Source organism: Ruegeria sp. BHSC043, assembly GCF_059612985.1.
In genome coordinates this window covers 138,811-161,743 of record NZ_JBXWRS010000003.1, presented here as the reverse complement: position 1 = coordinate 161,743, position 22,933 = coordinate 138,811, and the positions used below count along the sequence as shown (strand labels likewise).

Here is a 22,933-nt window from a genome sequence, read left to right as displayed (position 1 = left end):
TGACCTCAAACCAACCCTTCTTCCCGCAACAACTCCAGCACGTTGGTATCCGGCCGCGGGCCGATATGGCTGATCACCTCACGGGCGCAGACATTGCCGATGCGGGCGCAGGTTTCCAGGTCGCGGCCCGTCGCCATGCCGAACAGGAACCCGGCGGCGAACTGGTCGCCCGCGCCGGTGGCGTCCACCGGCACGATCTTCTCGACCGGCACGTCGATGCGCCCCTCGCCGCTCAGCACCGTCACCCCGTCGCCCGAGCGGGTGCAGACCACCAGCGGGCAGATCGCCGCCGTGCGCCGCAGTGCCTCTTCCAGATCGTCGGTCTCGAACAGTGACTTGATCTCGGCCTCGTTGCCGATCACGAAATCCAGCTCGTTCTCGATCAGCGACAGGAAATCGGCGCGATGGCGTTCCACGCAGAACGGGTCGGAAATGGCGATGCCGGTCTTGCCGCCGCCCTCGCGGCAGTCGCGCGCGGCCTCCAGGAACGCGGTTTTGCCCTTGTCCTTGTCGAACAGATACCCTTCGAGGAACATGATCTGCGCATTTCCCGCCACCTCGCGCGGCACGTCGGCGGAACTCAGCTCCGAGGAAATACCCAGGTAGGTGTTCATCGACCGCTCGCCATCGGGCGAGACGAAGATCATTGACCGCGAGGTCGGCAGCTCGCCATCCTGCACCGGCGGATTGACGAAATCCACCCCGTCCTCGTTCATCGCGGCGGCATAGAAATGGCCCAGCCGGTCGTCATGCACCCGCCCGATGAAGGCCGCGTCGAGCCCCAACGCGCCCGCGCCCGCGATGGTGTTGGCAACCGAGCCGCCCGGCGTCTGCACCCGGTTCTCCATCGAGGCATAAAGCAGCTCGGCCCGTTCGCGCTCGATCAGCTGCATGATGCCCTTCTCGATATCCATCATCTCGAGGAAATCGTCGTTGCATGTGCTGATGACATCGACGACGGCATTGCCGATGCCGACAAGCTGGTAGGTTTTCATAGATTCTTGTCCTCGAATTGGCACAGGTCGCGGATGATGCAGGTGGCGCACATCGGTTTGCGCGCCTTGCAGTGATAGCGGCCGTGCAGGATCAGCCAGTGATGGGCGTGCAGCTGGAAATCGACCGGAATGTTGTCCTCGATGGCGCGTTCCACGGCGTCCACGTCCTTGCCGGGGCAGATGCCGGTGCGGTTGCCGACGCGAAAGATATGGGTGTCGACCGCCTGCGCCGGGTGCCGCCACCACATGTTCAGAACCACGTTGGCGGTCTTGCGCCCAACGCCCGGCAGCGACTGCAGCGCCGCGCGCGAGTTGGGCACCTCGCCGCCGTACTGTTCGACCAGGATGCGCGACATCTTGATGACGTTCTTGGCCTTCTGCCGGAACAGGCCGATGGTCTTGATGTGCTCGATCAGCCCCTCTTCGCCGAGGTCGAGCATCTTCTGCGGGGTATCGGCGATCTTGAACAGCGCGCGGGTGGCCTTGTTGACGCCCGCATCGGTCGCCTGCGCCGACAGCGCAACGGCGACGACGAGGGTATAGGCGTTCACATGCTCCAGCTCGCCCTTGGGTTCGGGGTCGGCCTGCTGGAACCGGGTAAAGATCTCGCGGATCGTGTGATAATCAAGCTGCTTTGCCATCCGGGCCTTAATGCCGCCCGCGGTGCCGGGTGACAAGCCCAAAGCCCGCTGCACCGGCAATGCGCAAGTTTCGGGTCGCCCCGTCGGGCCCGGCCCGGCTAGGATGGTGCAAGCCACAGCAAGGTGAATGCCATGAACGTCCAAACATCCGAATCCGGGTACCACTACAACGTGATGCGGCGAGCGATCGAGCTGATCGACCGGGGCGGCGAGTCCTTGTCGCTGGAAGAACTGGCCCGCCAGATGGACATGAGCCCTGCGCATTTCCAGCGCCTGTTCTCGCGCTGGACAGGCGTGTCGCCGAAACGCTACCAACAATATCTGACGCTGGGCCATGCCAAGGCGCTGCTGCGCGAGCGGTTCACCACGCTGGAGACCGCGCACAGTGTCGGCCTGTCCGGCAGTGGCCGCCTACACGACCTGTTCCTGAAATGGGAGGCGATGAGCCCCGGCGAATACGCCCGCAAGGGCGCGGGGCTGACCATCTATTGGGACTGGTTCGACAGCCCCTTTGGCCAGGCGCTGGTGATGGGCACGGCCAAGGGCATCTGCGGCATGGCCTTTGCGGCCGAGACCGGCGAAGAGGCCGCGATGCAGGACATGCTGTCGCGCTGGCCGATGGCCGACTATGTCGAGGATCCGATGCGCCTGCGCCCATGGGTCCTGTCGGCCTTCGGCGCGGCCAGCGACCGCCTGGAGCCAACGCCGCTGTACCTGATCGGCTCACCCTTGCAGATCAAGGTGTGGGAGGCGCTGATGCAGATCCCCTCGGGCCAGGTGACGACCTATTCCCAGATCGCGCAGGCCGTGGGTGCACCGCAGGCGGTGCGGGCGGTGGGCACGGCGGTGGGCCGCAACCCGGTCAGTTGGCTGATCCCCTGCCACCGCGCGCTGCGCAAATCGGGGGGTCTGGGCGGCTATCACTGGGGGTTGCCCGTCAAACGCGCCATGCTGGCCTATGAGGCGGCGCAGGCCGATGCCTGATTGACTTGGGGTCCCGCGCCTGCCACAAGGCGCGCAGGTTCGGGTCTCCTGCCGCTCGCGGCCCTTTGGCTTTGGTGAAACCCGGTTCAAACCACATCTGTTGCCCTTTCCCGGCGCGCGGATGGCAAGGCGAGCCCCGTCCAATACTCGCGCCCGTTTTTGGAAACGAGGCAAGACATGACACAGATCCGAAACATCGCCCCCGTGGGCGAGCTGAAAGTGCAGGCCAAACGCCTGCGCGAGAAACTGCATGGCGCAGGTGTGGCCCTGAGCCATGCGCAATCGCTTGAGATGATCGCCCATCAGCACGGCGCGCGCGACTGGAACACGTTGCACGCGTTGGCCGGAAACCGGCTGCACCTGAAGGTCGGAGACCGCGTGCGGGGCACCTATCTGGGCCAGCCCTTCACCGGGGAAATCCGCGGCGTGACGATGCTGGGCGACGGCGCGCAGCGGCGGATCACGCTGCAGCTCGACACTCCGGTCGACGTGGTGACCTTTGACAGCTTCTCCTCATTCAGGCAGCGCGTCAGTGGTCAGATCGGCTGGGACGGTCGGTCGACCCGCCACACGTCCAACGGCGAACCACAACTGGTGGTGCGCCCGGCATGACGAAAACGGGGCAAGGTGCCTGTCCGCGCCTTGCCCCGCATTTTGTGCGTTCCTGTGCCGGGTTTATTCCGGAGTCCAGCCGCTGACGGCCTTGACCTCGAGGAAGTCCTCCAGGCCCCAGACCCCGCCTTCGCGTCCGTTGCCCGACTGCTTCATGCCGCCAAATGGCGAACCGGCGGCGCGCGACTGGCCGTTCATCTCGACCATGCCCGAGCGCAGTTTGCGCGCCATGCGGTTGGCGCGGGCGCCATCCTGCGTTTGGACATAGTTGGTCAGGCCATAGGGCGTGTCATTGGCGATCTCGATGGCCTCTTCCTCGGTATCGAAGGGGATCATTGTCAGGACCGGGCCAAAGATCTCCTCGCGCGCGATGGTCATCTGGTTGTTGGCGTCGGCAAACACGGTGGGGCGCACGAAGTAGCCTTTGTTGAACCCTTCGGGCCGACCGGGACCGCCGGCGACCAAGCGCGCACCCTCGTCGATGCCTTTCTGGATCAGGGCCTGGATCTTGGTCCATTGCAGCTCGTTCACGACGGGGCCGATATGGCGGCCTTCCTGCATCGCCGGGCCCACGGTGACCTTGTTGGCCACCTCGGCCGCGGTTTCCACCGCCTTATCATAAATCGGGCGCTGCACCAGCATCCGGCTGGGCGCGTTGCAGCTCTGGCCGGTGTTGTTCATCATGTGTAGCACGCCGCGCTTGACCGCCTTGTCATCGGCATCGGCAAAGATGACGTTGGCGCCCTTGCCGCCCAGTTCCAGATGCACTTTTTTCAGCGTGTCGGCGGCATTCTTGGAAATCGCCGTGCCCGCGCGGGTCGAGCCGGTGAAGCTGACCATGTCCACGTCGGGGTGGCCCGAAAGCTGAGTGCCCACGCCGGCCCCGTCCCCGTTCACAAGGTTGAACACGCCCGGCGGGAAGCCCGCCTCGTGCATCATCTCGGCAAAGATCATCGCGTTCAGCGGGCTTTGCTCGGAGGGTTTCAGAACCATGGTGCAGCCCGCGATGGCCGCCGCGCCAACCTTGAGCGTGATCTGGTTCATCGGCCAGTTCCACGGGGTGATCAGCGCGGCCACGCCGACCGCCTCATAGATGATCCGGTCACCGGGGGCATGATCGCCCAAGGGGCGTTCGAACTGGAAGTTCTTGGCCGCACGAATGAAATTCTTCAAATGCCAGATCCCGGCGCCCACCTGCTGGGTGCGCGACATGTCGATCGGCGCGCCCATTTCCATCGACATCGCCTGCGCGAGGTCTTCGGCGCGGGTGGGGTAGATCTCGATCAGCTTTTCCACCAGCGCGATCCGTTCGACCACTGGCGTGGCCATCCAGCCCGGCAGCGCCGCCTTGGCCGCCGCCACGGCCGCATCGGTATCGGCCTGACCGCCCAGCGAGATCACCGTGCAGGGCTCCTCGGTCGAGGGGTCGATCACATGGAAATCATTGGGCTGGCTGGGGGCGACCCACTGGCCGTTGATGTAAAAGTCGCGTTTCTCGATCATGGCGTGTCCTCTTGATCCGCATTCATTCGACCGCGCGGTCGGTTTTCTCGGGCACTCTGTCATTGCGGCCCCCTTGGGGCAAGGCAATTCTGGGAATTTGATCAAATTATTGATCGCACGTTTTTTGTCGCTGTGCCACATCAATGGTTTAACCTGTGGGCAAAGTGATTAGGTTTGCACCAACCGACTCGGGTTTTCACAGGAAAGGAGATGCATCATGGGTTTGCGCATCAACGATACCGTCCCCAATTTCACCGCTGAAACGGACCAGGGCACCATCCAGTTCCACGACTGGATCGGCGACAGCTGGGCGATCCTGTTCTCGCACCCCAAGGACTTCACTCCGGTCTGCACCACCGAGTTTTCGGCCGTCGCGCAATTGAACGATGAATGGGCCAAGCGCAACACCAAGGTGATCGGCGTATCAGTCGATGGTGTCGAGGACCACAAGAAGTGGAAAAAGGACATCGAGGCCTATGGCAAGGCCAACCCCGGCTTTCCGATCATAGCCGATGACGGACTGGCAGTGTCCAAGGCCTTCGACATGCTGCCGGCCGAGGCATATCTGCCCGACGGCCGCACCCCAGCAGACAGTGCAACGGTGCGCTCGGTCTTTATCATCGGGCCGGACAAGCAGCTGAAACTGTCGATGACCTATCCGATGACCGTGGGCCGCAATTTTGCCGAGATCCTGCGCGCGCTGGACGGGTTGCAGATGAGCGCCAAGGGTGTGGCCACCCCGGCCAACTGGGTGCCGGGCGAAGACGTGATCATTCCGCCTTCGGTTTCGGACGAAGACGCGAAGGAGAAGTTCGGCGAGTTCGAGACGATCTTCCCCTATCTGCGCAAGACCAAGGCGCCGGCCTGACGGCGACCGGGTCGGGGGCTGTCTGCCCCCATCGCGCCCCAAGGTGCGCGATTCCCCCGAGGATATTTTCAGCCAGATGAAGCAGGCGCGCGCTGCGGATGCAGATGCAGTTGTGCTCGGTAGGCGGCGCGCTTGAATTCGCGGGTCAGTTTGTCGGTCAGAGGCGGTTTCGCCTGGATCGTCGAGCCGCCGATTTCGCCGGCCACCTCCCGGTTGCCGCTGCCCAACAGCGCATGGACGGGTTGGCCCGTGATCCAGTGCATTTGCAAAAACGTGTCCACCGGGCGGTCAATCTGGTCGGTGGCGGCGAGTAGGCGTTCGGCGGCATTCCGCCCCACCACCTGACAGCAGCATTGCAGGCCGATGACCTTGGGCAGGATCAGGCGCAAACCGTCGCGCTCGGCCAAGGTTTGGGCGGCGGTTTCGCGCTGCTTGACCGGGATACGGATATAGTGGTCAGGCGTTGCGATCGGGCGTAGTAGTTCCAGCGCCGCTGACATCCGGTCGGGATCGATACGCAGGTCATCCTCGGCGGTGATGGCCAGATCGATCCCCTCATCGACCATCTTGCGCCAGATTCGTCGGTGGCTTTCGAACACGCCGATTTCGGCCGGGCGCAGGGCGAAGGGGTAGCGCGGGCGATGCAGGTTTCCCGGGTGCAGTGTAACCCCGGCAATCTGCGCTGGATCCCGCCCGTCGACCGCTTCGATCAGTTCGGCATTGGGCAGCTCGGCGCAGAGTTTCTCGGCATTCGGGCGGCGCGCGGTGCTGGACGACATGTGTATGACGAAGGATCGCATGGTACCGTCCATAAAACAGGGGCGCGGCCCGGGAAAGGCCCCGGGCGAACAAAAAAGACCCCGGCCGGAACCGGGGTCTTGGATCAAGCAAGGGGCAGGGCGGATTATTCCGCGCTTTCCTCTTTCTTTTCCTTCTTCTCGGGCACGATCTCTTCGCCGGTTTCCTGATCGACGCATTTCATCGACAGGCGCACCTTGCCGCGATCGTCAAAGCCCAAGAGCTTGACCTTCACTTCCTGACCTTCCTTCAGAACGTCCGAAGGATGGTTCAGGCGGCGGTTCTCGATCTGGGACACGTGGACCAGACCGTCGCGCTTGCCAAAGAAGTTCACGAAGGCGCCGAAATCGACGATCTTCACGACCTTGCCGGTATAGATCTTGCCCTCTTCCGGCTCGGCCACGATCGAATGGATCATGTCATAAGCCTTCTGGATGGCTTCGGCGTTCGGCGAGGCGATCTTGATGATGCCGTCGTCGTTGATGTCGACCTTGGCGCCGCTGGTTTCCACGATCTCGCGGATCACCTTACCGCCCGAACCGATCACTTCGCGGATCTTGTCGGTCGGGATCTGCATGGTTTCGATGCGCGGGGCGTGGACCGAGAACTCGGCGGTCTCGCTCAGCGCCTTGCTCATCTCGTTCAGGATGTGCAGACGGCCGTCCTTGGCCTGGGCCAGGGCCTTCTCCATGATCTCGGGCGTGATGCCCGCGACCTTGATGTCCATCTGCAGCGAGGTGATGCCGTTTTCGGTGCCCGCCACCTTGAAGTCCATGTCGCCCAGGTGGTCTTCGTCACCCAGGATGTCGGTCAGAACGGCATAAGAGCCGTCTTCTTCCAGGATCAGGCCCATGGCCACACCGGCCACCGGCGCCTTGAGCGGAACGCCCGCATCCATCATCGACAGCGAGCCGCCGCAGACCGATGCCATCGAGGACGAGCCATTCGACTCGGTGATCTCGGACACAACGCGGATGGTGTAGGGGAAGTCGGTCGGCGCCGGCAGAACCGCCTGCAGCGCGCGCCAGGCCAGCTTGCCGTGGCCCACTTCGCGGCGGCCCGGAGGGCCAACGCGACCCACTTCACCGACCGAGTAGGGCGGGAAGTTGTAGTGCAGCAGGAAGTTCGATTTGAAGTTGCCGTGCAGCGCGTCGATGAACTGTTCATCGTCACCGGTGCCCAGCGTGGTCACGGCCAGCGCCTGAGTTTCGCCACGGGTGAACAGGGCCGAACCGTGGGTGCGCGGCAGCAGGCCGGTTTCGGCCACGATCGGGCGCACATCGGTGGTCGAACGACCGTCGATCCGCTTGCCGCCCTTCACCACGTCGCCGCGCAGGATGCCGGCTTCGAGCTTTTTCATCGCCGAGCCGAGATTCGGGTCTTCCAGCTGCTCTTCGGTCAGGGCGGCCTTGATGGCCTCGCGCGCGGCGGCCACGGCTGCGGTGCGCTCCTGTTTGTCGGTGATCGCGAATGCGGCGCGCATCTGCTCTTCACCGGCGGCCTTCACGGCGTCGTACAGCGCGGAATAGTCCGGCGGGGTGAATTCGAACGGCTCTTTCGCGGCTTCTTCGGCCAGGCTGATGATCAGGTCGATCACCGGCTGGATCTGCTGATGCGCGAAAGTCACTGCGCCCAGCATCTCGGCTTCGGACAGCTCGTAGGCTTCCGATTCCACCATCATCACAGCGTCCTTGGTGCCGGCAACAACCAGGTCCAGGCGCTGCTCGGGGTTCAGGCGCAGGTCCTGCATGTCGTCAACGGTCGGGTTCAGGACGTATTCGCCGTTGGTGTAGCCCACGCGGCAGCCGGCGATCGGACCCATGAACGGTGCGCCTGAGATGGTCAGAGCGGCCGAGGCGGCGATCATCGCCACGATGTCGGGGTCGTTGACCAGATCGTGGCTCAGGACGGTGCACATCACCAGAACTTCGTTCTTAAACCCGTCAACGAACAGCGGGCGGATCGGACGGTCGATCAGGCGCGCGGTCAGCGTCTCTTTCTCGGTCGGACGCGCCTCGCGCTTGAAGAAGCCACCCGGCACCTTGCCGGCAGCATAGTATTTTTCCTGATAGTGCACGGTCAGCGGGAAAAAGTCCTGACCGGGCTTCTGTTCCTTGGCGAAGGTCACGTTGGCCATGACACTGGTTTCGCCCAGGGTGGCAATCACGCTGCCGTCGGCCTGACGGGCAACCTTGCCGGTTTCCAGTGTTAGCGTCTCTTCGCCCCACTGAATTGATTTCTTCGTTACATCAAACATTTGCGTATCCTAGAAGGGAGCTCTCCCAGGCCCATCCCGGGTCTCCCGTTTGCGTGGCGGCCCCATTGCCGCCGACCCCATTCATCCTTGTTTCGAGTGCCGGGGTCAGGGCACAACGTCTCAGATGCTGCGCGCATACAATAGAATCCGCCGGATTGAAAGAGAAACCGAACGGCCCCGGCCCGCACGGGCAAGTGGGGCTATGGACGCACCGGGGTCGCGGCGCTAGGGTAGCGGAAGGAGGCGTTCCGTTGTCGTCGGATCGACCCAAGCGGAGGGACAGGTATGCGAGGCGGACGAGTGTTGGCTCCGTTGGCAGCCTTGCTGATGGCGGCTCAGGCGACCTTGGCCGGACCCGCGTCGCTGAACTGGTCCGACCTGCGCGACCCCTCGGTGCAGCAGTTCGAGGACCCCTATCGCGACCTCAGCCCCGAACAGTTCGACGATGTGCTGTTTGCCGTGCGCCTGCGCGGGCGTCTGCAACAGGATCGCGGCACGTCCGAGGACCGCCAGAACTGGCAGGAATTGCTGGATGAAACCGAAGACGCCCTGGCCGCCGACGGGATCGATGTGGATTGGTTGCTAGGCCAACGCGAAGCGGTCACCGAGCGCCGCCGTCGCGCTGCCACGCAGGGCAATCCCGTGCTTGACGGTCAGACCGTGACCTTGGCGGGCTTTGCGATCCCCGCGCCACCGGATCCCGACGGGCGCGCCGTGGCTTATCTGGTGCCCGAACGCGGCATGTGCAGCCACATGCCGCCGCCGCCGCCGAACCAGATGGTCCGCGTTCGGCTATCCGATGACTGGGTGCCCACGTTCAATCACGAGCCGGTCCGCCTGACAGGTCGGCTTGTCATCGACCCGTCCGATCAGCAGATGGTCGTCGTGGACGGGTTGATGCCGATGCGCGCTACGTTCCGTCTTGATGTGATGGACGCCGAGCCGTTGGCACAGACGGCGCCGTCGACCGAGGATGCCGCCGAACGGCTGCGCGCCGCTGCCCGGCGCAAGACCGGCGGGGCCTCGGACTGATCCTGCCGGTCGAGGGCCGGCGAAAATCGCACCGAAACTGCAATATTGCGCAACCGGTCGTTTGGTCACGAGGTAGAATTCGTTCGCCGCAAAAAATGAAACGATAGGATTTCCGCCGGAACCCGCCCGGACTTGGACTCCTGCGAAAAACACGAAGCCTTACGGTAAGCAGTCATTTCTGTGCGCGTCCGGTCGCCCCGGGAAGTCGGGCGAATTGCCCTGCGGTTGGAGTTGCTGGCGTCATTGCCGCAACAAAGCCTTCGCAAATTGAATGAACATTGCGATGAATACGCCGACCCCGACGAAAATGTAGATCACGGTGAAGATCTTGCCGATCTTGGTCGCCGGGGACAGATCGCCGAACCCGACCGTCGAGAGAGTGGTCGCGCTGAAATACAGCGCGTCCACCCAATGCCAGCCCTCGACACTGCTGTAGAACAGCGTGCCGGACAGAAGAATAAGCACACACAGCAGCAACCCACCCCGAAAATGCGGATCATCCCAGGATCGGACGATCGCCTTGAGCAGACGGTAGGCATTGAGGATCAGAGCAATCATTCTATGCGCCCTCAGGTTGTTTTGACGATTTCTCAGTTAGGCTTCAACTTCTCGAGTGAAATTCCGCATGTACAAATCGGATTATTTGCTAAGATGCCGGTGTTTGACAGGAGATACTTTATGCGTATTCATCTTTTGGTGGCGATGGTTGCCGCCACCTCGGTTTCCGCGCAGCAAGACCCGGCTCAGACCCTGATCACCAATGTGCATGTATTTGATGGCGTCAACGACGGGCGCATCGAAAACGCGAATGTTCTGATCGAGGGTAACCTGATTGCGGCTGTGTCAACAGACCCGATCTCGGCCGAAGGAGCAAATGTGATCGACGGTGGTGGGCGCACCCTGATCCCGGGTCTGATCGATGTGCACTAGCACACCCTCTATTGTTGCAGCCCGCAAAGCTCGGTTGTGACCGATGATATTTTGGGTGTGGCGATCCGTGGCGCATTGGGGTCCGAAGGCACTCTGATGCGGGGCTTCACGAGCGTCCGTGATGTTGGCGGCAATTCCTTCGCCATCAAGAAGATGATCGACGCCGGCGAAATCCCCGGTCCGCGAATCCTGCCGTCCGGTCCGCCGATCACGCAGACGGGCGGGCATTTTGATTACCGCCCTTATCAGGCGGTGCCGACAAACGAAGGCGATGCTTTGTGGTATTGGTACAGTGTTGGCCTGATGATGCAGGCAGACGGCGTCCCGGAAGTCACCAAGCGGGCTCGAGAAGTCATGCGTATGGGGGCCACGCAGCTAAAGATTTCGGGCGGCGGCGGTGTGTCGTCCACATACGACCCGCTGGACGTTCGCCAATACACAAAGGATGAAATCGAAGCCTTTGTCGAAGTGGCCGACACCTACAACACCTATGTTGCCTCTCATCTTTTCACCGACGATGCTGCGCGCATCGCGATCGAGGCCGGTGTGAAATCCATCGAGCATGGCTTCCTCATGAGCCGTGAGACCATGGAAATGATGCGTGACAATGACGTGTGGCTGTCCGTGCAACCGCTGCTGGATGACGAAGACGGGTTTTCCTTTGATGACCCCGTCAGCCAACAGAAGTGGATCGACGTGACCAACGGCACCGATTTCACCTACAAGACCGCAAAGGAAGTGGGGGTCAAAACCGCCTTCGGGACCGACATCCTGTTCGACCCGAAATTGGCCGAGCGGCAGGGGGCGTTTCTTGCCAAGCTGCAGCGGTGGTACTCTCCTTACGAGGTTTTGCAGATGGCCACTTCGACCAATGCCGAACTGCTGGAATTGTCCGGCCCCCGGCACCCTTATCAGCAAGGACCGCTGGGCCAGATTACAGAAGGCGCTTATGCCGATTTGATCCTTGTGGATGGCAACCCGCTAGAAGACATCGATCTGGTTGCCGACCCACACGAAAACTTCGACCTGATCATGAAAGACGGTGTGGTCTACAAGAATACGCTGGACTGAACACCGTGCTCCTCTGACAATAAAACGCCCGCCAAATGGCGGGCGTCTCGAACTTGAAAGCGGTGTGTTCCGCGCTTAGCGGCGGATGCCCAGCTTTTTGATCAGGTCCTGATACCGGGCTTCGTTCTTGCCCTTCAGGTAGTCCAGCAGCTTGCGGCGCTGGGCGACCATCTTCAGCAGACCACGGCGGCCGTGGTTGTCTTTCTTGTGGGTCTTGAAGTGCTCGGTCAGGGTGTTGATGCGCGAGGTCAGGATGGCAACCTGGACTTCCGGCGAACCGGTGTCGCCGTCCTTGGTTGCGAATTCTTTCATGACGCGTGCTTTTTCTTCGGCAGTGATCGACATCGGGGTCTCCTTTACAGGTTAGAGTTGATGGCGCAGGCCGGGATGTCGTCCAGCACAGGCCCATGGAGAAAACCGCACCGATTCCGATGCGGATGGGCGCGTATAGGCGCATTTGGCGCAAATGGCAAAGGGATTCTGGTCCGTCAGCCGGTGGCGGTGGATTGGGAGTTCGTCAAGGTCGAAACCAACTCGATATCGTCCAGCGTCAGCCCCTCGGCGTCGAGCAGCTGTGCCACCAACTGCCCGTTGACCAGCACCTGCGTCATGTCCGGGTTGTCGGCATCCTGTTCGATCGAGATCTCGGGCGCCTCGGGCTGGTCCCAGGACACCAGCAGCTTGTCCTGCCCGTGGGCAAAATCCATGACGGTCACTTCCGGCCCGTCCGGGGCGCCGTCGAAGATGAACGTGTCGCTGCCCGCGCCGCCGGTGGCGATGTCGCCCGGGCCGGCCAGGATAGTGTCGTCTCCGGCCCCCCCGTTCAGAAAATCGGTGTCCGGGGTGTCTTCGCCATAGGACCCGTCCAGCGTGTCGTCCCCGTCGCCGCCGAACAGGGCATCCTCGCCCGCGCCGCCGGACAGGTGGTCATCGCCATCGCCGCCCTGCAGCGAATCCTCACCCGCATCACCGACCAAGCCGTCGTCACCCTGCCCGCCGTAAAGCTTGTCCGCGCCGGAACCGCCGGTCAGCCTGTCGTCGCCGTAATGGCCAAACAGCCTGTCGTCGCCGGTGCCGCCATCCAGAGTGTCGTCGTCATCCTGCCCGTGCAGGGTGTCGTCGCCCGCGCCGCCGGTCAGCCTGTCTGCGCCCTGATCGCCGAACAGAACGTCATCCCCGTCGCCGCCTTCCACGGTATCGTCGCCGCCATATCCGTTGATCTGATCATTTCCTGTACCTCCGGCCAGAACATCGTCGCCTTCGGTCCCGGCAATGACCAGGTTGCCGTCATAGTCGGACAGTACGGTGCCGGCAGAGGGTGTCTCCTCCGCATTCGTCGCGCTGTCCTCGGGCGCAATTTCGTCAGTCGCGGTTGCCGTGATGGGCTCGACAAGGTTGCCCTCGCTGGGCACGTCGTCGATCTCGAGCAGGTTGCCTTGGGACAGGTCGTCGATCTCTTCGTCATCGATCACGTCGGTGTCTGTCTCGTCCTCTACCGAGGGCGAGAGGACATCGCTCATGGCATAGGCGGCGCCGCCGATGGCGGCCAGTCCAAGCAGGCCAAACAGGAACATGAAACCCTCCGAGCGGAAATTGCTCCGAGTGTGAAATATCCCACCCGATCAGGGCGTTGGTCAAAGGCTACCTTCCTCTGTGGTTAACCGTTGGTCACCGGCCCCAAGACTGCGGTTGCTGCGAATAGGCGATGTACAACGGGTGCTTGGGGTGGCCGTCCTTGGTCAGGCCCAGGTGGAACAGCGGCTGGCCGGTGCCGCGCAGCAAGCGCTCGACCGCCGGGCCGCGATCCAGATGCGCGCCATGGGTGCCCCAGGCGGCGATCACCTGATCGGCCCAGTCCACGCCGGCCAGGATGGCGGCGTCGTTTTCCGGCCCCACCGGATCGGCCGCTGCGCGCATCTTGCGCGGGTCGGTGTCGCGCCAGGCAAAGATGTTGGTCACTTGGAACGCCCCGAACCCCAAGGCCCGCGCGCGCCGCTCGCAACGCTCGACGGTCGGGTCGTTCTGCACCTCGGTCGCGGTCGAGGGGTTCAGCATCACGAACAGCGCCCGGCGCCCGGCCGGATCCCAGATGCGGGTCAGGCTGTAGCGATAGCGTTCGCAGTCGGAATAGACAGCTGTTGAGGGCGCATCGCCCTTGGTGTGGGAGCGGGTGATCATGCGCCTTCGCTTAGCACGGGACCTAACCGGCGAACACCCGGCTGGGGTGCAACTCACCGGATTTGTAGATCCCCACCGCCACGGCCTTGCCGTCGAACGAGGCCCAGGCCTCGTCGCCGTATTCCACGTCGTTGGCCAGAACCATGCCGGGGTTGCCGTTGCGCAAGCGGGTAGCGCCTTCGGGGGTGCATTTCAACTCGGGCAGGTCGGCCAACCCTTCTTCCAGCGGGCGCAGGTAGTCATCCAGCGCCGGGGTTTTCGCCATCTCGTCGATTTGCTCGATGCTCAGGCCGTCTTCGACCTCGAACGGTCCCGACCAGATCCGGCGCAGCGCCTTGACATGGCCATGGCAGCCCAGCGCCGCCCCCAGATCACGGGCGATCGAGCGGACATAGCCACCCTTGCCGCAGGTCATTTCCAGCACGACATGATCGGGATCGGGGCGGTCGACCAGCACCAGTTCCTCGATCCATAGTGGGCGGGCGGTCAGTTCGACATCCTCGCCGTCGCGGGCCAGCTTGTAGGCGCGCTGGCCGTCGATCTTGACCGCCGAGAACTTGGGCGGCACCTGCATGATCTCGCCCACGAAGGGCAACAGGGCCTGCTTGATCTCGTCATCGGTGGGGCGCAGGTCGCTTTCCGCGATCACTTCGCCCTCGGCATCGTCGGTATTGGTGGCCTGACCCAGCCGCACGGTAAAGGTATAGGCCTTGAGCGCATCGGTGATGTAGGGAACGGTCTTGGTGGCCTCGCCCAAAGCGACGGCCAGAACGCCGGTGGCCTCGGGGTCGAGCGTACCGGCGTGGCCCGCCTTCCTGGCGTCCAGCGCCCAGCGAACTTTGTTGACCACGGCGGTCGAGGTCATGCCCGCGGGCTTGTCGACCACCAGCCAACCGGAAATGTCACGACCCTTGCGTTTGCGTCCCATGATGCACCTTGTCGTCTGTTAAGGCGCGCGACCTAGCGGATCGGTCCGACGCTGTCAATTTGCCGGGATGTCCTCGACCACGCCGACGATCGGTCCCAGCGAGAAGCCCACGTCCGACCGGTTCGCCGCCCGGTCATACATACGCGAGATGTTGCCGTCGAAAAACAGCGCGTTGGGCGTGTTCAGCACGTCGCGGAACAGACGACCGAATTCATGGAAGGTGACATAGTCCTCAGAGATCACGAACACAGCACGGCTGCCATCGGCGCTGGTGCCCACCCCGTTGCGAACATAGCGCGAGGTCGAATCCTCGAGAAACCGTGGATGCAATTCGCCGTCGATCACCAGCATCGGGCCGGATTGGGTGGCAAAGCGGCAATCGGGTTTGCGATCAAGATAGTCCAGCGTCTCGAACACGTCGGCGCGGCCTTGGCGGATGCAGAACACCCCGTTGGGCAGCAGGCCGAAATTGCCAGGGCCGGCGTTGGGAATCACGCGCATGAGTTCCTGCCCGTCTTCGACATAGTGGCCCACGGGCGAGCGGTCCTCGTGATACATGCCGGCGTTCATCGCAAAGCTCAGGCGCTGGCCAGCATCGGCCAGTTCCTCGTTTACCGACGAGAAATGGCCCAGCACCTGGCCCGCGTCGTCATACAGGAACAGGCGCAGGTCCTCGGTGGTGGCGTCAACCTCGCACACGGTATAGCGCCGGTCTTCGTGGACCATACGCTCGCACGTCACAGCCGCGGCCTGTCCGGCCCAGAGCAATGCGATCACAGCGGCGGTCCTGCGGATCACTCGTCCAGGTCCCGGCGCACGGCGTCCTGTTCGAACATCCGGCGGGTGTCGTCCATGCGGTCGAACGTGTCGTCCAGCCGGAAGCGCAGGTCGGGGGCGAATTTCAGGCCGACCTTCTTGCCGACCATGCGACGCAGCTCGCCCTTGTTGCGGGCCAGCAGCTCGATCACGGTGTCCTGCCCCTTGCCGCCCAGCGGCAGCACATAGGCGGTGGCGATCTTGAGGTCGGGCGAGGTGCGCACTTCGCCCACGGTGATCGACAGGCGGTTCAGGTCAGGGTCGTGCACGTCGCCGCGCGCCAGCACCTCGGACAGGGTGCGGCGGATTAGTTCGCCGACGCGAAGTTGCCGTTGCGAGGGGCCGGGGCCGTCGTGGAATTTGTTCTTAGCCATGTCCCCGATCTAAGCGCAAAGCGGGGCTTTGCCAAGCGGCCCCGAACCGGGTAGGAGGCTTTGAGCCGAATTTCAGAAGAAGGACCAGCGCAATGACGCATATTCCGGGAATTGTCGTGACCGGGGCTTCGGGCCGGATGGGGCAGATGCTGATCAAAACCATCTCCGACAGCGATCTGGCGCGGCTGGTCGGCGCGGTCGAGCGCGCTGGCCATGACTGGATCGGTCAGGACGTTGGCACCGCGATGGGCGCCCAGCCGCTGGGCGTGACCGTCACCGACGATCCGCTCGAAGCCTTTGCGCAAGCCCAGGCGGTGATCGACTTCACCGCGCCCGAGGCGACGCTGGAGTTCGCCGCACTGGCGGCGCAGGCGCGCTGCGTGCATGTGATCGGCACAACCGGCATGAGCGATGAACAGATCGCTGCGCTGGAACCTGCCGCGCGCCATGCGGTGATCGTGCGGGCGGGCAACATGAGCCTGGGCGTGAACCTGCTGGTGCAGCTGACCAAAAAGGTCGCCGCCGCGCTGGACGAGGATTTCGACATCGAGGTGATCGAAGCCCATCACCATCACAAGGTCGATGCGCCTTCGGGGACGGCTCTGATGCTGGGCGAGGCCGCGGCCGAAGGGCGGGGCGTAGACCTTGCCGATGTCGCCGACCGGGGCCGCGACGGGATCACCGGCGCCCGGCAGCGGGGCCATATCGGCTTTCACGCCATCCGCGGTGGCGACATCGTTGGCGAACACGACGTGCTGTTCGCCGCGGCGGGCGAACGGATCGTGCTGCGCCACGTGGCGACTGACCGGGCGATCTTTGCCCGAGGCGCGCTGAAGGCGGCGCTGTGGGGGCAGGGCAAGGCCCCCGGCCAATACGACATGGTGGATGTGCTGGGGCTTTAACCCTCGCCCAGATGCCGGTCGACCATGCGCTGAACCATCGGCGCGAAATGGTCGAAGCCGGGCGTGTCCATGTCGGGCCGTTTGCCGGCTTCGTCCAGATACCGGACCTGGATGATTTCCTTCAGGTTCGGATTGGCCTCGAATGCGGTGACTTCCTCGGCGCTCATCGGGCCGCCCTGCAATTCCAGCGTATGGACCGAGGCCGCCGACAGGCGGTTGAAATACTCGGGCTTGGTTGCACACAGATATCGCTTGGCCGCGACGTGATAGCGGCAGCAATCGGTGATGACCGACGGAAAGAACCGCTCCAGCATCTCGGCGCCGGCATCCTCGTGGTGGCGGTCCTCGGTGTCGTCGGGGTGGTAGGTGCCGAATTCCGAGGTGAAATGTCCGATATCGTGCAGCAGAGCGCCCACGATGATCTCTTCGGGCATGCCGTTCTGCTCGGCGATGGTGGCGCCCTGCAGCATGTGCTGGGCCATGGTGACCGGCTCGCCCAGGTATTCCTCGCCCCCGCGCCGGTCGAAGATATCGGCGATGAAGGCCACGATGTTGTCGCGGGTCAGGGTCTGGAAATCGGGTTTCATTCCGCCGCCTCCGGTTGCGCCATCCGCATAGCGGCGAGGGTCGACAGCAGCCCGTCCTTGTCGGCATAGCATCCCTGCAGCCAGCGCGACCCGGCACCCGAATATCCCAGACGCGCATGCAGGACGCGGGTGTTGTCGACGATGAAGCTCTCGCCCGGTTCCAGCTTGAACGCCACGCCCATGGCTGGGTCGTCGATGATCTCGCCCAAACGGCGGTAGGCGGCGTAATAGGCCTCCATCCGGTCGAAGGGCACATCCACGAACGGGGCCGAGGACCGGTTGTTGAAGCGGATGCCGATCAATTCGCCATCGGGCGACAGCTCGATCATCGGGCGGCGCGCGCGCAGGCAGACCCCGTCCGAACCGCGGTATTCGAACCGCGCGGGATAGCCGGCCAGCAGGGCAAAGCCTTCGGGGTTTTCGTCGCGCAGGCGCTGGGCCGCGCGAAAGCCGTCGACCACGATCGACTCCCCGCCTTCGGCGCTGTTTTCCAGGCAATAGAGGATCTGCAACGTGGGGACCGGGTCGCGATAGGGATTGTCGGTATGCGCCTGCAGGCCAAGGCCGGTATAGGCCAGGTTGGTCGGGTTCACCTCGGTCCGAACCTCGAAATAGGGGCCATAGTTGGTCTCGCGCACATAGCCGAACAGATCGGCGACCTTCAGCAGCGAACCGGGTTCCGTCGGGCCGTTGGTCAGCTTGGCAAAGCCGTATTCGGCGACCGCCGCCAGCCAGTCGCGCTTGGCGGCGGGGATTTCATGCACCTGCGTCCAGTCGCCGGCCGGGGCCGCGAACCCGCCGTCCCAAGTGGTGATGCCGGGCGACAGCCAGCCCATCGGGCGGGTCTGGTCCCGATCATAGACATGCGCGGCCAGCCAGTTTGCGGGGAAGCTGACGGTCTTGTCTTCGGGGGCGAAGGTCACCTGCAGGTCACCGCCCGCCACCTCGGCCGCTTGAATCGCGATCTCTGCCGGAATGTCGCCGATCGTGATCAGGCGCTGGCCGTTGCCGGGGTCGCGCGTCTGCGGGTCCAGCGCATTGTCGCGCAGCCAGATGGCGTGGAAACGGGCGCGGGTGCCGTCTTCGAACTCAACCGAAACGACCGCCGGGCCATGGGTGGCGTAGCGCAGCATGGGACTCTCCTGTTCAGCGCAGGCTTTGATTGAGGAGATACGCGCGATATGGCATTACGACAATTAAGTCTTGTTTCCTCTGAGGGTTGGAAAATCTAATGAGCAAGAAAAAGGTCGGCCTGCCCCCGCTGGACTGGCTGCGCGTCTTCGAGGCGGCCGGGCGGCTGGGCGGATTTTCGGCCGCGGCGCGCGAGTTCGGCCTGACTCAGGCGGCGGTCAGCCAGCGCATCGCCAATCTGGAATCCTGGCTGGGCCGGTCCCTGTTCGTGCGCGAGGCGCGCGGCGTGTCGCTGACGGTCGAGGGCGAAAGCTATCTGCCGCTGGTGCAGGACAGCCTGCGCGCGTTGGAACGCAACACCGAGGATCTGTTCGGCACCGCCCCGCGCGCGCTGCGGGTGGCCGGGCTGTCCTCGCATATCCAGGCGCTGGTGTTGCCCAGCCTGGGGGGCTTTCGCGCCCTGCGGCCCGAGGTGCAGGTCACCACGGATTCGGTGGCCCGGCGGTCCTCGCTGGAGGACGAGCGGACCTGGCTTCAGATCCGCTATGGGCGTGGCAACTGGCCGGGGCGCGCCGCGGACCTGATCGCGCCCGAGATTCTGACCCCGATGGCGGCACCGGGCGTCGACTGGGGCGCGCCGGTGATCGACCTGCGCGGCGAACGGCCTGGCTGGCAGGACTGGATGCAGAAGACAGGCGATACAGACCTGCCACGCGCCGGTCTGAGCTTTGACTCGATGGAACATGCCCTGAGCGCGGCGCGGCAGGGGCTGGGGGTCGTTCTGGGGTCGGTCGCCCTGGCCTCGGTGGATCTGGCCTCGGGCCGCCTGATCCGGCTGGGGCGTCTCGACCTGGAAACCCGCGACGGATACTGGCTGACATGGCCGCGGGACCGGGCGCAGTCGAAAAAGCAGCAGGCCCTGATCGGCGATTTCCTGCAGGCCCTGCGCGCGGCAGTCTGAGCGGTCAGAAATCGATCGCGATGCCCTTCTTCTCCCAATCGCCATAGCGCGCGGGATCGGGGCCGTCGCGCCCGCCAAGTTCCTTGGGCAGGGGTTTGGCCTCTGCTTCGGCCTTGCGCCGGCGCTCTTCGGCCTCGGCCAAGGCGCGCTGGGCGGCGGGTGGCAGATCTGTGCGGTCGTCGCTCATGACATCGGGTTCCTTTCCGTGCATGGCCTTGATATACGCCCTCGTCCGCTGATGGCAATGCGGGCGAAAACCTTGCAAAGGCGGTTTCATGTCCAACACCCCGACAGAGGCGCGGCGCAGCGTCATCTATCTGCTGGATCAGATCCTGGGCGAGGGGCGCTTGCTGTCCGAATGCCTGGCGGCCGGGGCGCTGGATCGCCTTGCTCCCGAAGACCGCGCGCGGGCGCAGCGGCTGACGCTGGAGACCTTGCGCGGACTTGAACGCGCCGACCGCCTGCTGGAGGGGCATCTGCGGCGCACACCGGCTTTGACCGTCCAAAACGCGCTGCGTCTGGGAACGGTCGAACTGTGCCAAGGCGAGGCCGCGCATGGCGTTGTGAACGCGATGGTCGAGATCATCGGCCGCTCGCGCAAGCACGGGCGGCTCAAGGGGCTGGTCAACGCGGTTCTGCGCAAGATCGCGGCCGAAGGCCCCGAGGCCTGGCCGAAGATGCGGGTGCCGCGCCTGCCGGACTGGCTGCGCGAACCGCTGATCGCGGCGTGGGGTGCGGATGCGGTCAAGGGCATGGAGCAGGCCCATTTCGCCGGCGCGCCGCTGGATCTTTCGCCAAAACCCGGTGCAACGATCCCCATGGGCATCGAACTTCCGACCGGCTCGGTTCGGGTTGCTGACGCGGGTCAGGTCTCGGCCCTGCCGGGTTATGCGAGCGGAGACTGGTGGGTGCAGGATGCCGCCGCTGCCCTGCCGGCGCGGATTCTGGCCCCCCGGCCCGGCGAGCGGGTTCTGGACATGTGCGCCGCGCCCGGCGGCAAGACGCTGCAACTGGCGGCGGCGGGGGCAGAGATCACCGCGCTGGACATTTCCGAGGCCCGGCTGTCGCGGGTGCGGGAAAATCTCGAACGGACCGGGCTGTCGGCCCGGGTGGTCGCCGGCGACGCGCTGGACCATCAGGGCCAGTACGATGCGATCCTGCTGGACGCGCCCTGTTCGGCGACCGGCACCATCCGGCGTCACCCGGATCTGCCCTTTGCCAAGGACGGCTCCGAATTCGGCGGCTTGATCGCATTGCAGGCCCGGATGCTGGCCCATGCCTGGACCCTGCTGAAACCCGGCGGGCGGCTGGTTTATTGCACCTGCTCGCTGCTGCCCGACGAAGGCGAAGTGCAGATCGAAGAGGCTCTGCCGCAATATCCCGACATGCAGGTGGACCGCGCCGCGCTGCAGGTGCCCGGCGTTCAGCCCGACTGGCTGACCGATGAAGGCGGGTTGCGCCTGCGTCCCGATTATTGGCCCGATCTGGGCGGCATGGATGGGTTCTACATCGCCTGCCTGAACAAATCGGCCTGACCGGTCGCTTTTCGATGACTTGACGAACCGGCCCGGCTATCGTTGGTTCAAACGCCAGCAGAGCGGCAGGGGCAGAGCAACACACGTCATGTCGAATTCGGACACCATGGCCAACCGATGGGTGCGGTTTCAGAACCGTCTGTATGCGCGTCTCAGCCAGCGCCGCAAGCCCGTCAGCGGCTTTGCCGGTCAGCCCGAGCCGCGCACCGTCGGTTCATTTGCGCGCGGGCGGCAGCTGGTGGCCGGAAATCTCTTGTTTGCCGGTTTTCTGGTCGAGGCCCGCGATACCGGCCTGTGGGAGGTTCAAGCCCCCAACGCTGCGTTCGAGGATGAACGGCATGGATTTGCCTGGCTGGACGATCTGGCAGCAGTGGGTGATGCCGCGGCGCGGGAAAAGGCGCAACGCTGGGTCTGGGGTTGGATCGAGACCCACGGCAAGGGGCAGGGTCCGGGTTGGGCCCCGGACCTGACCGGACGCCGCCTGATCCGCTGGATCAATCACGCGCTGTTTCTGCTGCGCGGTATGGACGAGGCCCACAGCCGCCTGTTTTTCCGGTCTCTGTCACAGCAGACATGGTTCCTGTCCAAACGCTGGCACGCGGCGACACCGGGATTGCCGCGCTTCGAGGCTTTGGCAGGCTTGGTTCAGGCAGGATTGGCGCTGGAGGGGATGGAAGACATCTCGGACCCGGCCGTTCGGGCCCTGGCGCGGGAATGCGAGGCCCAGATCGACGCCCAAGGCGGCATTCCCACGCGGAATCCGGAGGAATTGCTTGAGGTTTTTACCCTGCTGGCCTGGACATCCGCTGCGCTCAGCGAAGTCGGGCGCGGCACGCCCGCCGCTCAGACGGCAGCAATCAAACGGATTGCTCCGACCCTGCGCAGCCTGCGTCATGCCGACGGCGGGCTGGCCCGGTTTCACGGCGGTGGCCGCGGCGTAGAAGGCCGGTTGGAACAGGCCCTTGCCCAAAGCGGGGTCAAACCCAAACCCGTCAAAGGTCTGACCATGGGCTATGCCCGTCTGGCCGCCGCCCGCACCACGGTGATCATCGACGCAGCACCCCCGGCCAAAGAGGCGGCCTCGTACATGGCGCACGCCTCGACACTGGCTTTCGAACTGACCTCGGGGCGGCGGCCATTGATCGTCAATTGCGGTTCGGGCGAAAGCTTCGGGTTGGAGTGGCGTCGGGCAGGGCGCGCCACGCCTTCGCATTCGACCCTTTGCCTGGATGGATACTCCAGCGCCCGGTTGGCTGCTCCGGCCAAGGGAACCGCGAACGAAGCAATGGTGGACGCCCCGAGCGAGGTGCCGGTGGAGTTCGAAGATTCGTTCGAAGGCGCGCGCGTGATGGCGGGCCATGATGGGTACGCAAAGGTGTTCGGGCTTACCCATGCCCGTACGATCGAGCTGCGCTTTGACGGGCGGGAGGTAACCGGTGAAGACATCCTTCTGACGGCCACCGACAAGGCAAAACGCCAATTTGATCGGGCGGTTGACGCATCCAAGCTGTCAGGGATCGGTTTTGATATCCGGTTTCACCTGCATCCGGACGTGGACGCCGCGCTGGATCTGGGGGGGTCTGCGGTTTCGATGGCGCTCAAAAGCGGCGAGATCTGGGTTTTTCGCCATGACGGCGCCGGAAAATTGTCTCTTGAGCCAAGCGTTTATCTGGAAAAAGGCCGTCTGAAGCCCCGCGCGACAAAACAGATCGTTCTATCCGGCCGCGCAATCGAGTATGCGACGCGCATCCGGTGGACGCTGAGCAAGGCGCAGGATACAGCCTATGCCGTGCGCGACGTGCACCGGGACGAGCCCGATTTCGACTGAGC

25 protein-coding genes are annotated in these 22,933 nt (G+C 64.0%); 10 read left to right on the top strand and 15 right to left on the bottom strand.

Going from position 1 to position 22,933, the window contains the following annotated elements; translation table 11 throughout:
- Positions 1-5: 5 nt before the first annotated feature.
- Entirely contained in the window at positions 6-995 is a 990-nt protein-coding gene (locus AC2FMM_RS07580) for an adenosine kinase (protein ID WP_496742580.1), read from the bottom strand.
- A complete protein-coding gene (nth, locus tag AC2FMM_RS07575; RefSeq protein ID WP_496689375.1) occupies positions 992-1,636 on the bottom strand; it encodes an endonuclease III in 645 nt (214 codons plus the stop codon). The genes AC2FMM_RS07580 and nth overlap by 4 nt, the downstream gene beginning before the upstream one ends.
- Before the next feature lie 132 nt (positions 1,637-1,768).
- Here nth and AC2FMM_RS07570 point away from each other — a divergent pair, with 132 nt between their 5' ends.
- Together AC2FMM_RS07570 and AC2FMM_RS07565 are read left to right on the top strand one after the other, a co-directional pair.
- Positions 1,769-2,620 carry a bifunctional helix-turn-helix domain-containing protein/methylated-DNA--[protein]-cysteine S-methyltransferase gene (locus tag AC2FMM_RS07570; protein ID WP_496796230.1) on the top strand — a complete coding sequence of 284 codons (852 nt, stop codon included), beginning with the start codon at positions 1,769-1,771 and terminating at the stop codon, positions 2,618-2,620.
- A gap of 177 nt (positions 2,621-2,797) precedes the next feature.
- Positions 2,798-3,232, top strand: a complete 435-nt coding sequence (locus AC2FMM_RS07565; protein WP_496796229.1) for a glyoxalase superfamily protein — start codon at positions 2,798-2,800, stop codon at positions 3,230-3,232.
- A 63-nt stretch (positions 3,233-3,295) separates the two neighbouring features.
- On the opposite strand, the gene AC2FMM_RS07560 is transcribed toward AC2FMM_RS07565, so the two are convergent.
- Positions 3,296-4,735 (bottom strand): aldehyde dehydrogenase family protein, encoded by a 1,440-nt coding sequence (locus tag AC2FMM_RS07560; protein ID WP_496796228.1) that lies wholly within the window; start codon positions 4,733-4,735, stop codon positions 3,296-3,298.
- A gap of 217 nt (positions 4,736-4,952) precedes the next feature.
- On the opposite strand from AC2FMM_RS07560, the gene AC2FMM_RS07555 reads away from it, so the two are divergent.
- On the top strand, positions 4,953-5,603 hold the full coding sequence (locus AC2FMM_RS07555) for a peroxiredoxin (protein WP_496689381.1): 651 nt from the start codon (positions 4,953-4,955) through the stop codon (positions 5,601-5,603).
- 68 nt (positions 5,604-5,671) lie between these two features.
- On the opposite strand, the gene AC2FMM_RS07550 is transcribed toward AC2FMM_RS07555, so the two are convergent.
- Both AC2FMM_RS07550 and pnp read right to left on the bottom strand, forming a co-directional pair.
- Complete coding sequence (locus AC2FMM_RS07550) at positions 5,672-6,403, bottom strand: glycosyltransferase family 25 protein (RefSeq protein WP_496742582.1); 732 nt, start codon at positions 6,401-6,403, stop codon at positions 5,672-5,674.
- A gap of 104 nt (positions 6,404-6,507) precedes the next feature.
- Positions 6,508-8,658: a polyribonucleotide nucleotidyltransferase gene (pnp, locus tag AC2FMM_RS07545; RefSeq protein ID WP_496796227.1), complete on the bottom strand. Its 2,151-nt coding sequence runs from the start codon at positions 8,656-8,658 to the stop codon at positions 6,508-6,510.
- Between the two features lie 285 nt (positions 8,659-8,943).
- On the opposite strand from pnp, the gene AC2FMM_RS07540 reads away from it, so the two are divergent.
- Positions 8,944-9,690 (top strand): DUF3299 domain-containing protein, encoded by a 747-nt coding sequence (locus AC2FMM_RS07540; RefSeq protein WP_496796226.1) that lies wholly within the window; start codon positions 8,944-8,946, stop codon positions 9,688-9,690.
- Positions 9,691-9,930: 240 nt separating this feature from the next.
- Here the strand turns inward: AC2FMM_RS07540 and AC2FMM_RS07535 are convergent, their stop codons facing one another.
- On the bottom strand, positions 9,931-10,248 hold the full coding sequence (locus AC2FMM_RS07535) for a potassium channel family protein (protein WP_496683298.1): 318 nt from the start codon (positions 10,246-10,248) through the stop codon (positions 9,931-9,933).
- 3 nt (positions 10,249-10,251) lie between these two features.
- On the opposite strand from AC2FMM_RS07535, the gene AC2FMM_RS07530 reads away from it, so the two are divergent.
- Both AC2FMM_RS07530 and AC2FMM_RS07525 read left to right on the top strand, forming a co-directional pair.
- Positions 10,252-10,620 (top strand): hypothetical protein, encoded by a 369-nt coding sequence (locus AC2FMM_RS07530; RefSeq protein ID WP_496796225.1) that lies wholly within the window; start codon positions 10,252-10,254, stop codon positions 10,618-10,620.
- Between the two features lie 36 nt (positions 10,621-10,656).
- Entirely contained in the window at positions 10,657-11,691 is a 1,035-nt protein-coding gene (locus AC2FMM_RS07525) for a metal-dependent hydrolase family protein (protein ID WP_496796224.1), read from the top strand.
- Positions 11,692-11,766: 75 nt separating this feature from the next.
- On the opposite strand, the gene rpsO is transcribed toward AC2FMM_RS07525, so the two are convergent.
- The 6 genes from rpsO to rbfA all read right to left on the bottom strand — a co-directional run bounded on the left by rpsO (position 11,767) and on the right by rbfA (position 15,987).
- Positions 11,767-12,036, bottom strand: coding sequence for a 30S ribosomal protein S15 (gene rpsO / locus AC2FMM_RS07520; RefSeq protein WP_490360262.1), 270 nt, complete (start codon positions 12,034-12,036; stop codon positions 11,767-11,769).
- Between the two features lie 143 nt (positions 12,037-12,179).
- Positions 12,180-13,265 carry a calcium-binding protein gene (locus AC2FMM_RS07515; protein WP_496796223.1) on the bottom strand — a complete coding sequence of 362 codons (1,086 nt, stop codon included), beginning with the start codon at positions 13,263-13,265 and terminating at the stop codon, positions 12,180-12,182.
- 94 nt (positions 13,266-13,359) lie between these two features.
- Positions 13,360-13,869 (bottom strand): DUF1643 domain-containing protein, encoded by a 510-nt coding sequence (locus AC2FMM_RS07510; protein ID WP_496683303.1) that lies wholly within the window; start codon positions 13,867-13,869, stop codon positions 13,360-13,362.
- Between the two features lie 22 nt (positions 13,870-13,891).
- A complete protein-coding gene (gene truB / locus AC2FMM_RS07505; protein ID WP_496796222.1) occupies positions 13,892-14,797 on the bottom strand; it encodes a tRNA pseudouridine(55) synthase TruB in 906 nt (301 codons plus the stop codon).
- A gap of 54 nt (positions 14,798-14,851) precedes the next feature.
- A complete protein-coding gene (locus AC2FMM_RS07500) occupies positions 14,852-15,574 on the bottom strand; it encodes a phosphodiester glycosidase family protein (protein WP_496796221.1) in 723 nt (240 codons plus the stop codon).
- 17 nt (positions 15,575-15,591) lie between these two features.
- A complete protein-coding gene (gene rbfA, locus AC2FMM_RS07495) occupies positions 15,592-15,987 on the bottom strand; it encodes a 30S ribosome-binding factor RbfA (RefSeq protein WP_496683311.1) in 396 nt (131 codons plus the stop codon).
- Positions 15,988-16,079: 92 nt separating this feature from the next.
- Here rbfA and dapB point away from each other — a divergent pair, with 92 nt between their 5' ends.
- The gene (dapB, locus tag AC2FMM_RS07490; protein WP_496796220.1) at positions 16,080-16,889 is read left to right on the top strand and encodes a 4-hydroxy-tetrahydrodipicolinate reductase; all 810 of its coding nucleotides are present in this window, start codon (positions 16,080-16,082) and stop codon (positions 16,887-16,889) included.
- Here the strand turns inward: dapB and tmpB are convergent.
- Positions 16,886-17,476, bottom strand: coding sequence for a (R)-1-hydroxy-2-trimethylaminoethylphosphonate oxygenase (gene tmpB / locus AC2FMM_RS07485; protein ID WP_496796219.1), 591 nt, complete (start codon positions 17,474-17,476; stop codon positions 16,886-16,888). The genes dapB and tmpB overlap by 4 nt on opposite strands.
- Complete coding sequence (tmpA, locus tag AC2FMM_RS07480; RefSeq protein WP_496796218.1) at positions 17,473-18,609, bottom strand: 2-trimethylaminoethylphosphonate dioxygenase; 1,137 nt, start codon at positions 18,607-18,609, stop codon at positions 17,473-17,475. Before tmpA ends, tmpB begins: the two co-directional genes overlap by 4 nt.
- Positions 18,610-18,707: 98 nt before the next feature.
- Between tmpA and AC2FMM_RS07475 the strand changes: the two genes are divergently transcribed.
- A complete protein-coding gene (locus AC2FMM_RS07475) occupies positions 18,708-19,568 on the top strand; it encodes a LysR family transcriptional regulator (RefSeq protein ID WP_496683321.1) in 861 nt (286 codons plus the stop codon).
- 4 nt (positions 19,569-19,572) lie between these two features.
- On the opposite strand, the gene AC2FMM_RS07470 is transcribed toward AC2FMM_RS07475, so the two are convergent.
- Complete coding sequence (locus AC2FMM_RS07470) at positions 19,573-19,755, bottom strand: DUF1674 domain-containing protein (protein ID WP_093964397.1); 183 nt, start codon at positions 19,753-19,755, stop codon at positions 19,573-19,575.
- 88 nt (positions 19,756-19,843) lie between these two features.
- On the opposite strand from AC2FMM_RS07470, the gene AC2FMM_RS07465 reads away from it, so the two are divergent.
- A complete protein-coding gene (locus tag AC2FMM_RS07465) occupies positions 19,844-21,103 on the top strand; it encodes an RsmB/NOP family class I SAM-dependent RNA methyltransferase (protein ID WP_496710829.1) in 1,260 nt (419 codons plus the stop codon).
- 88 nt (positions 21,104-21,191) lie between these two features.
- Positions 21,192-22,931 carry a heparinase II/III family protein gene (locus AC2FMM_RS07460; RefSeq protein ID WP_496796217.1) on the top strand — a complete coding sequence of 580 codons (1,740 nt, stop codon included), beginning with the start codon at positions 21,192-21,194 and terminating at the stop codon, positions 22,929-22,931.
- Positions 22,932-22,933: the final 2 nt, after the last annotated feature.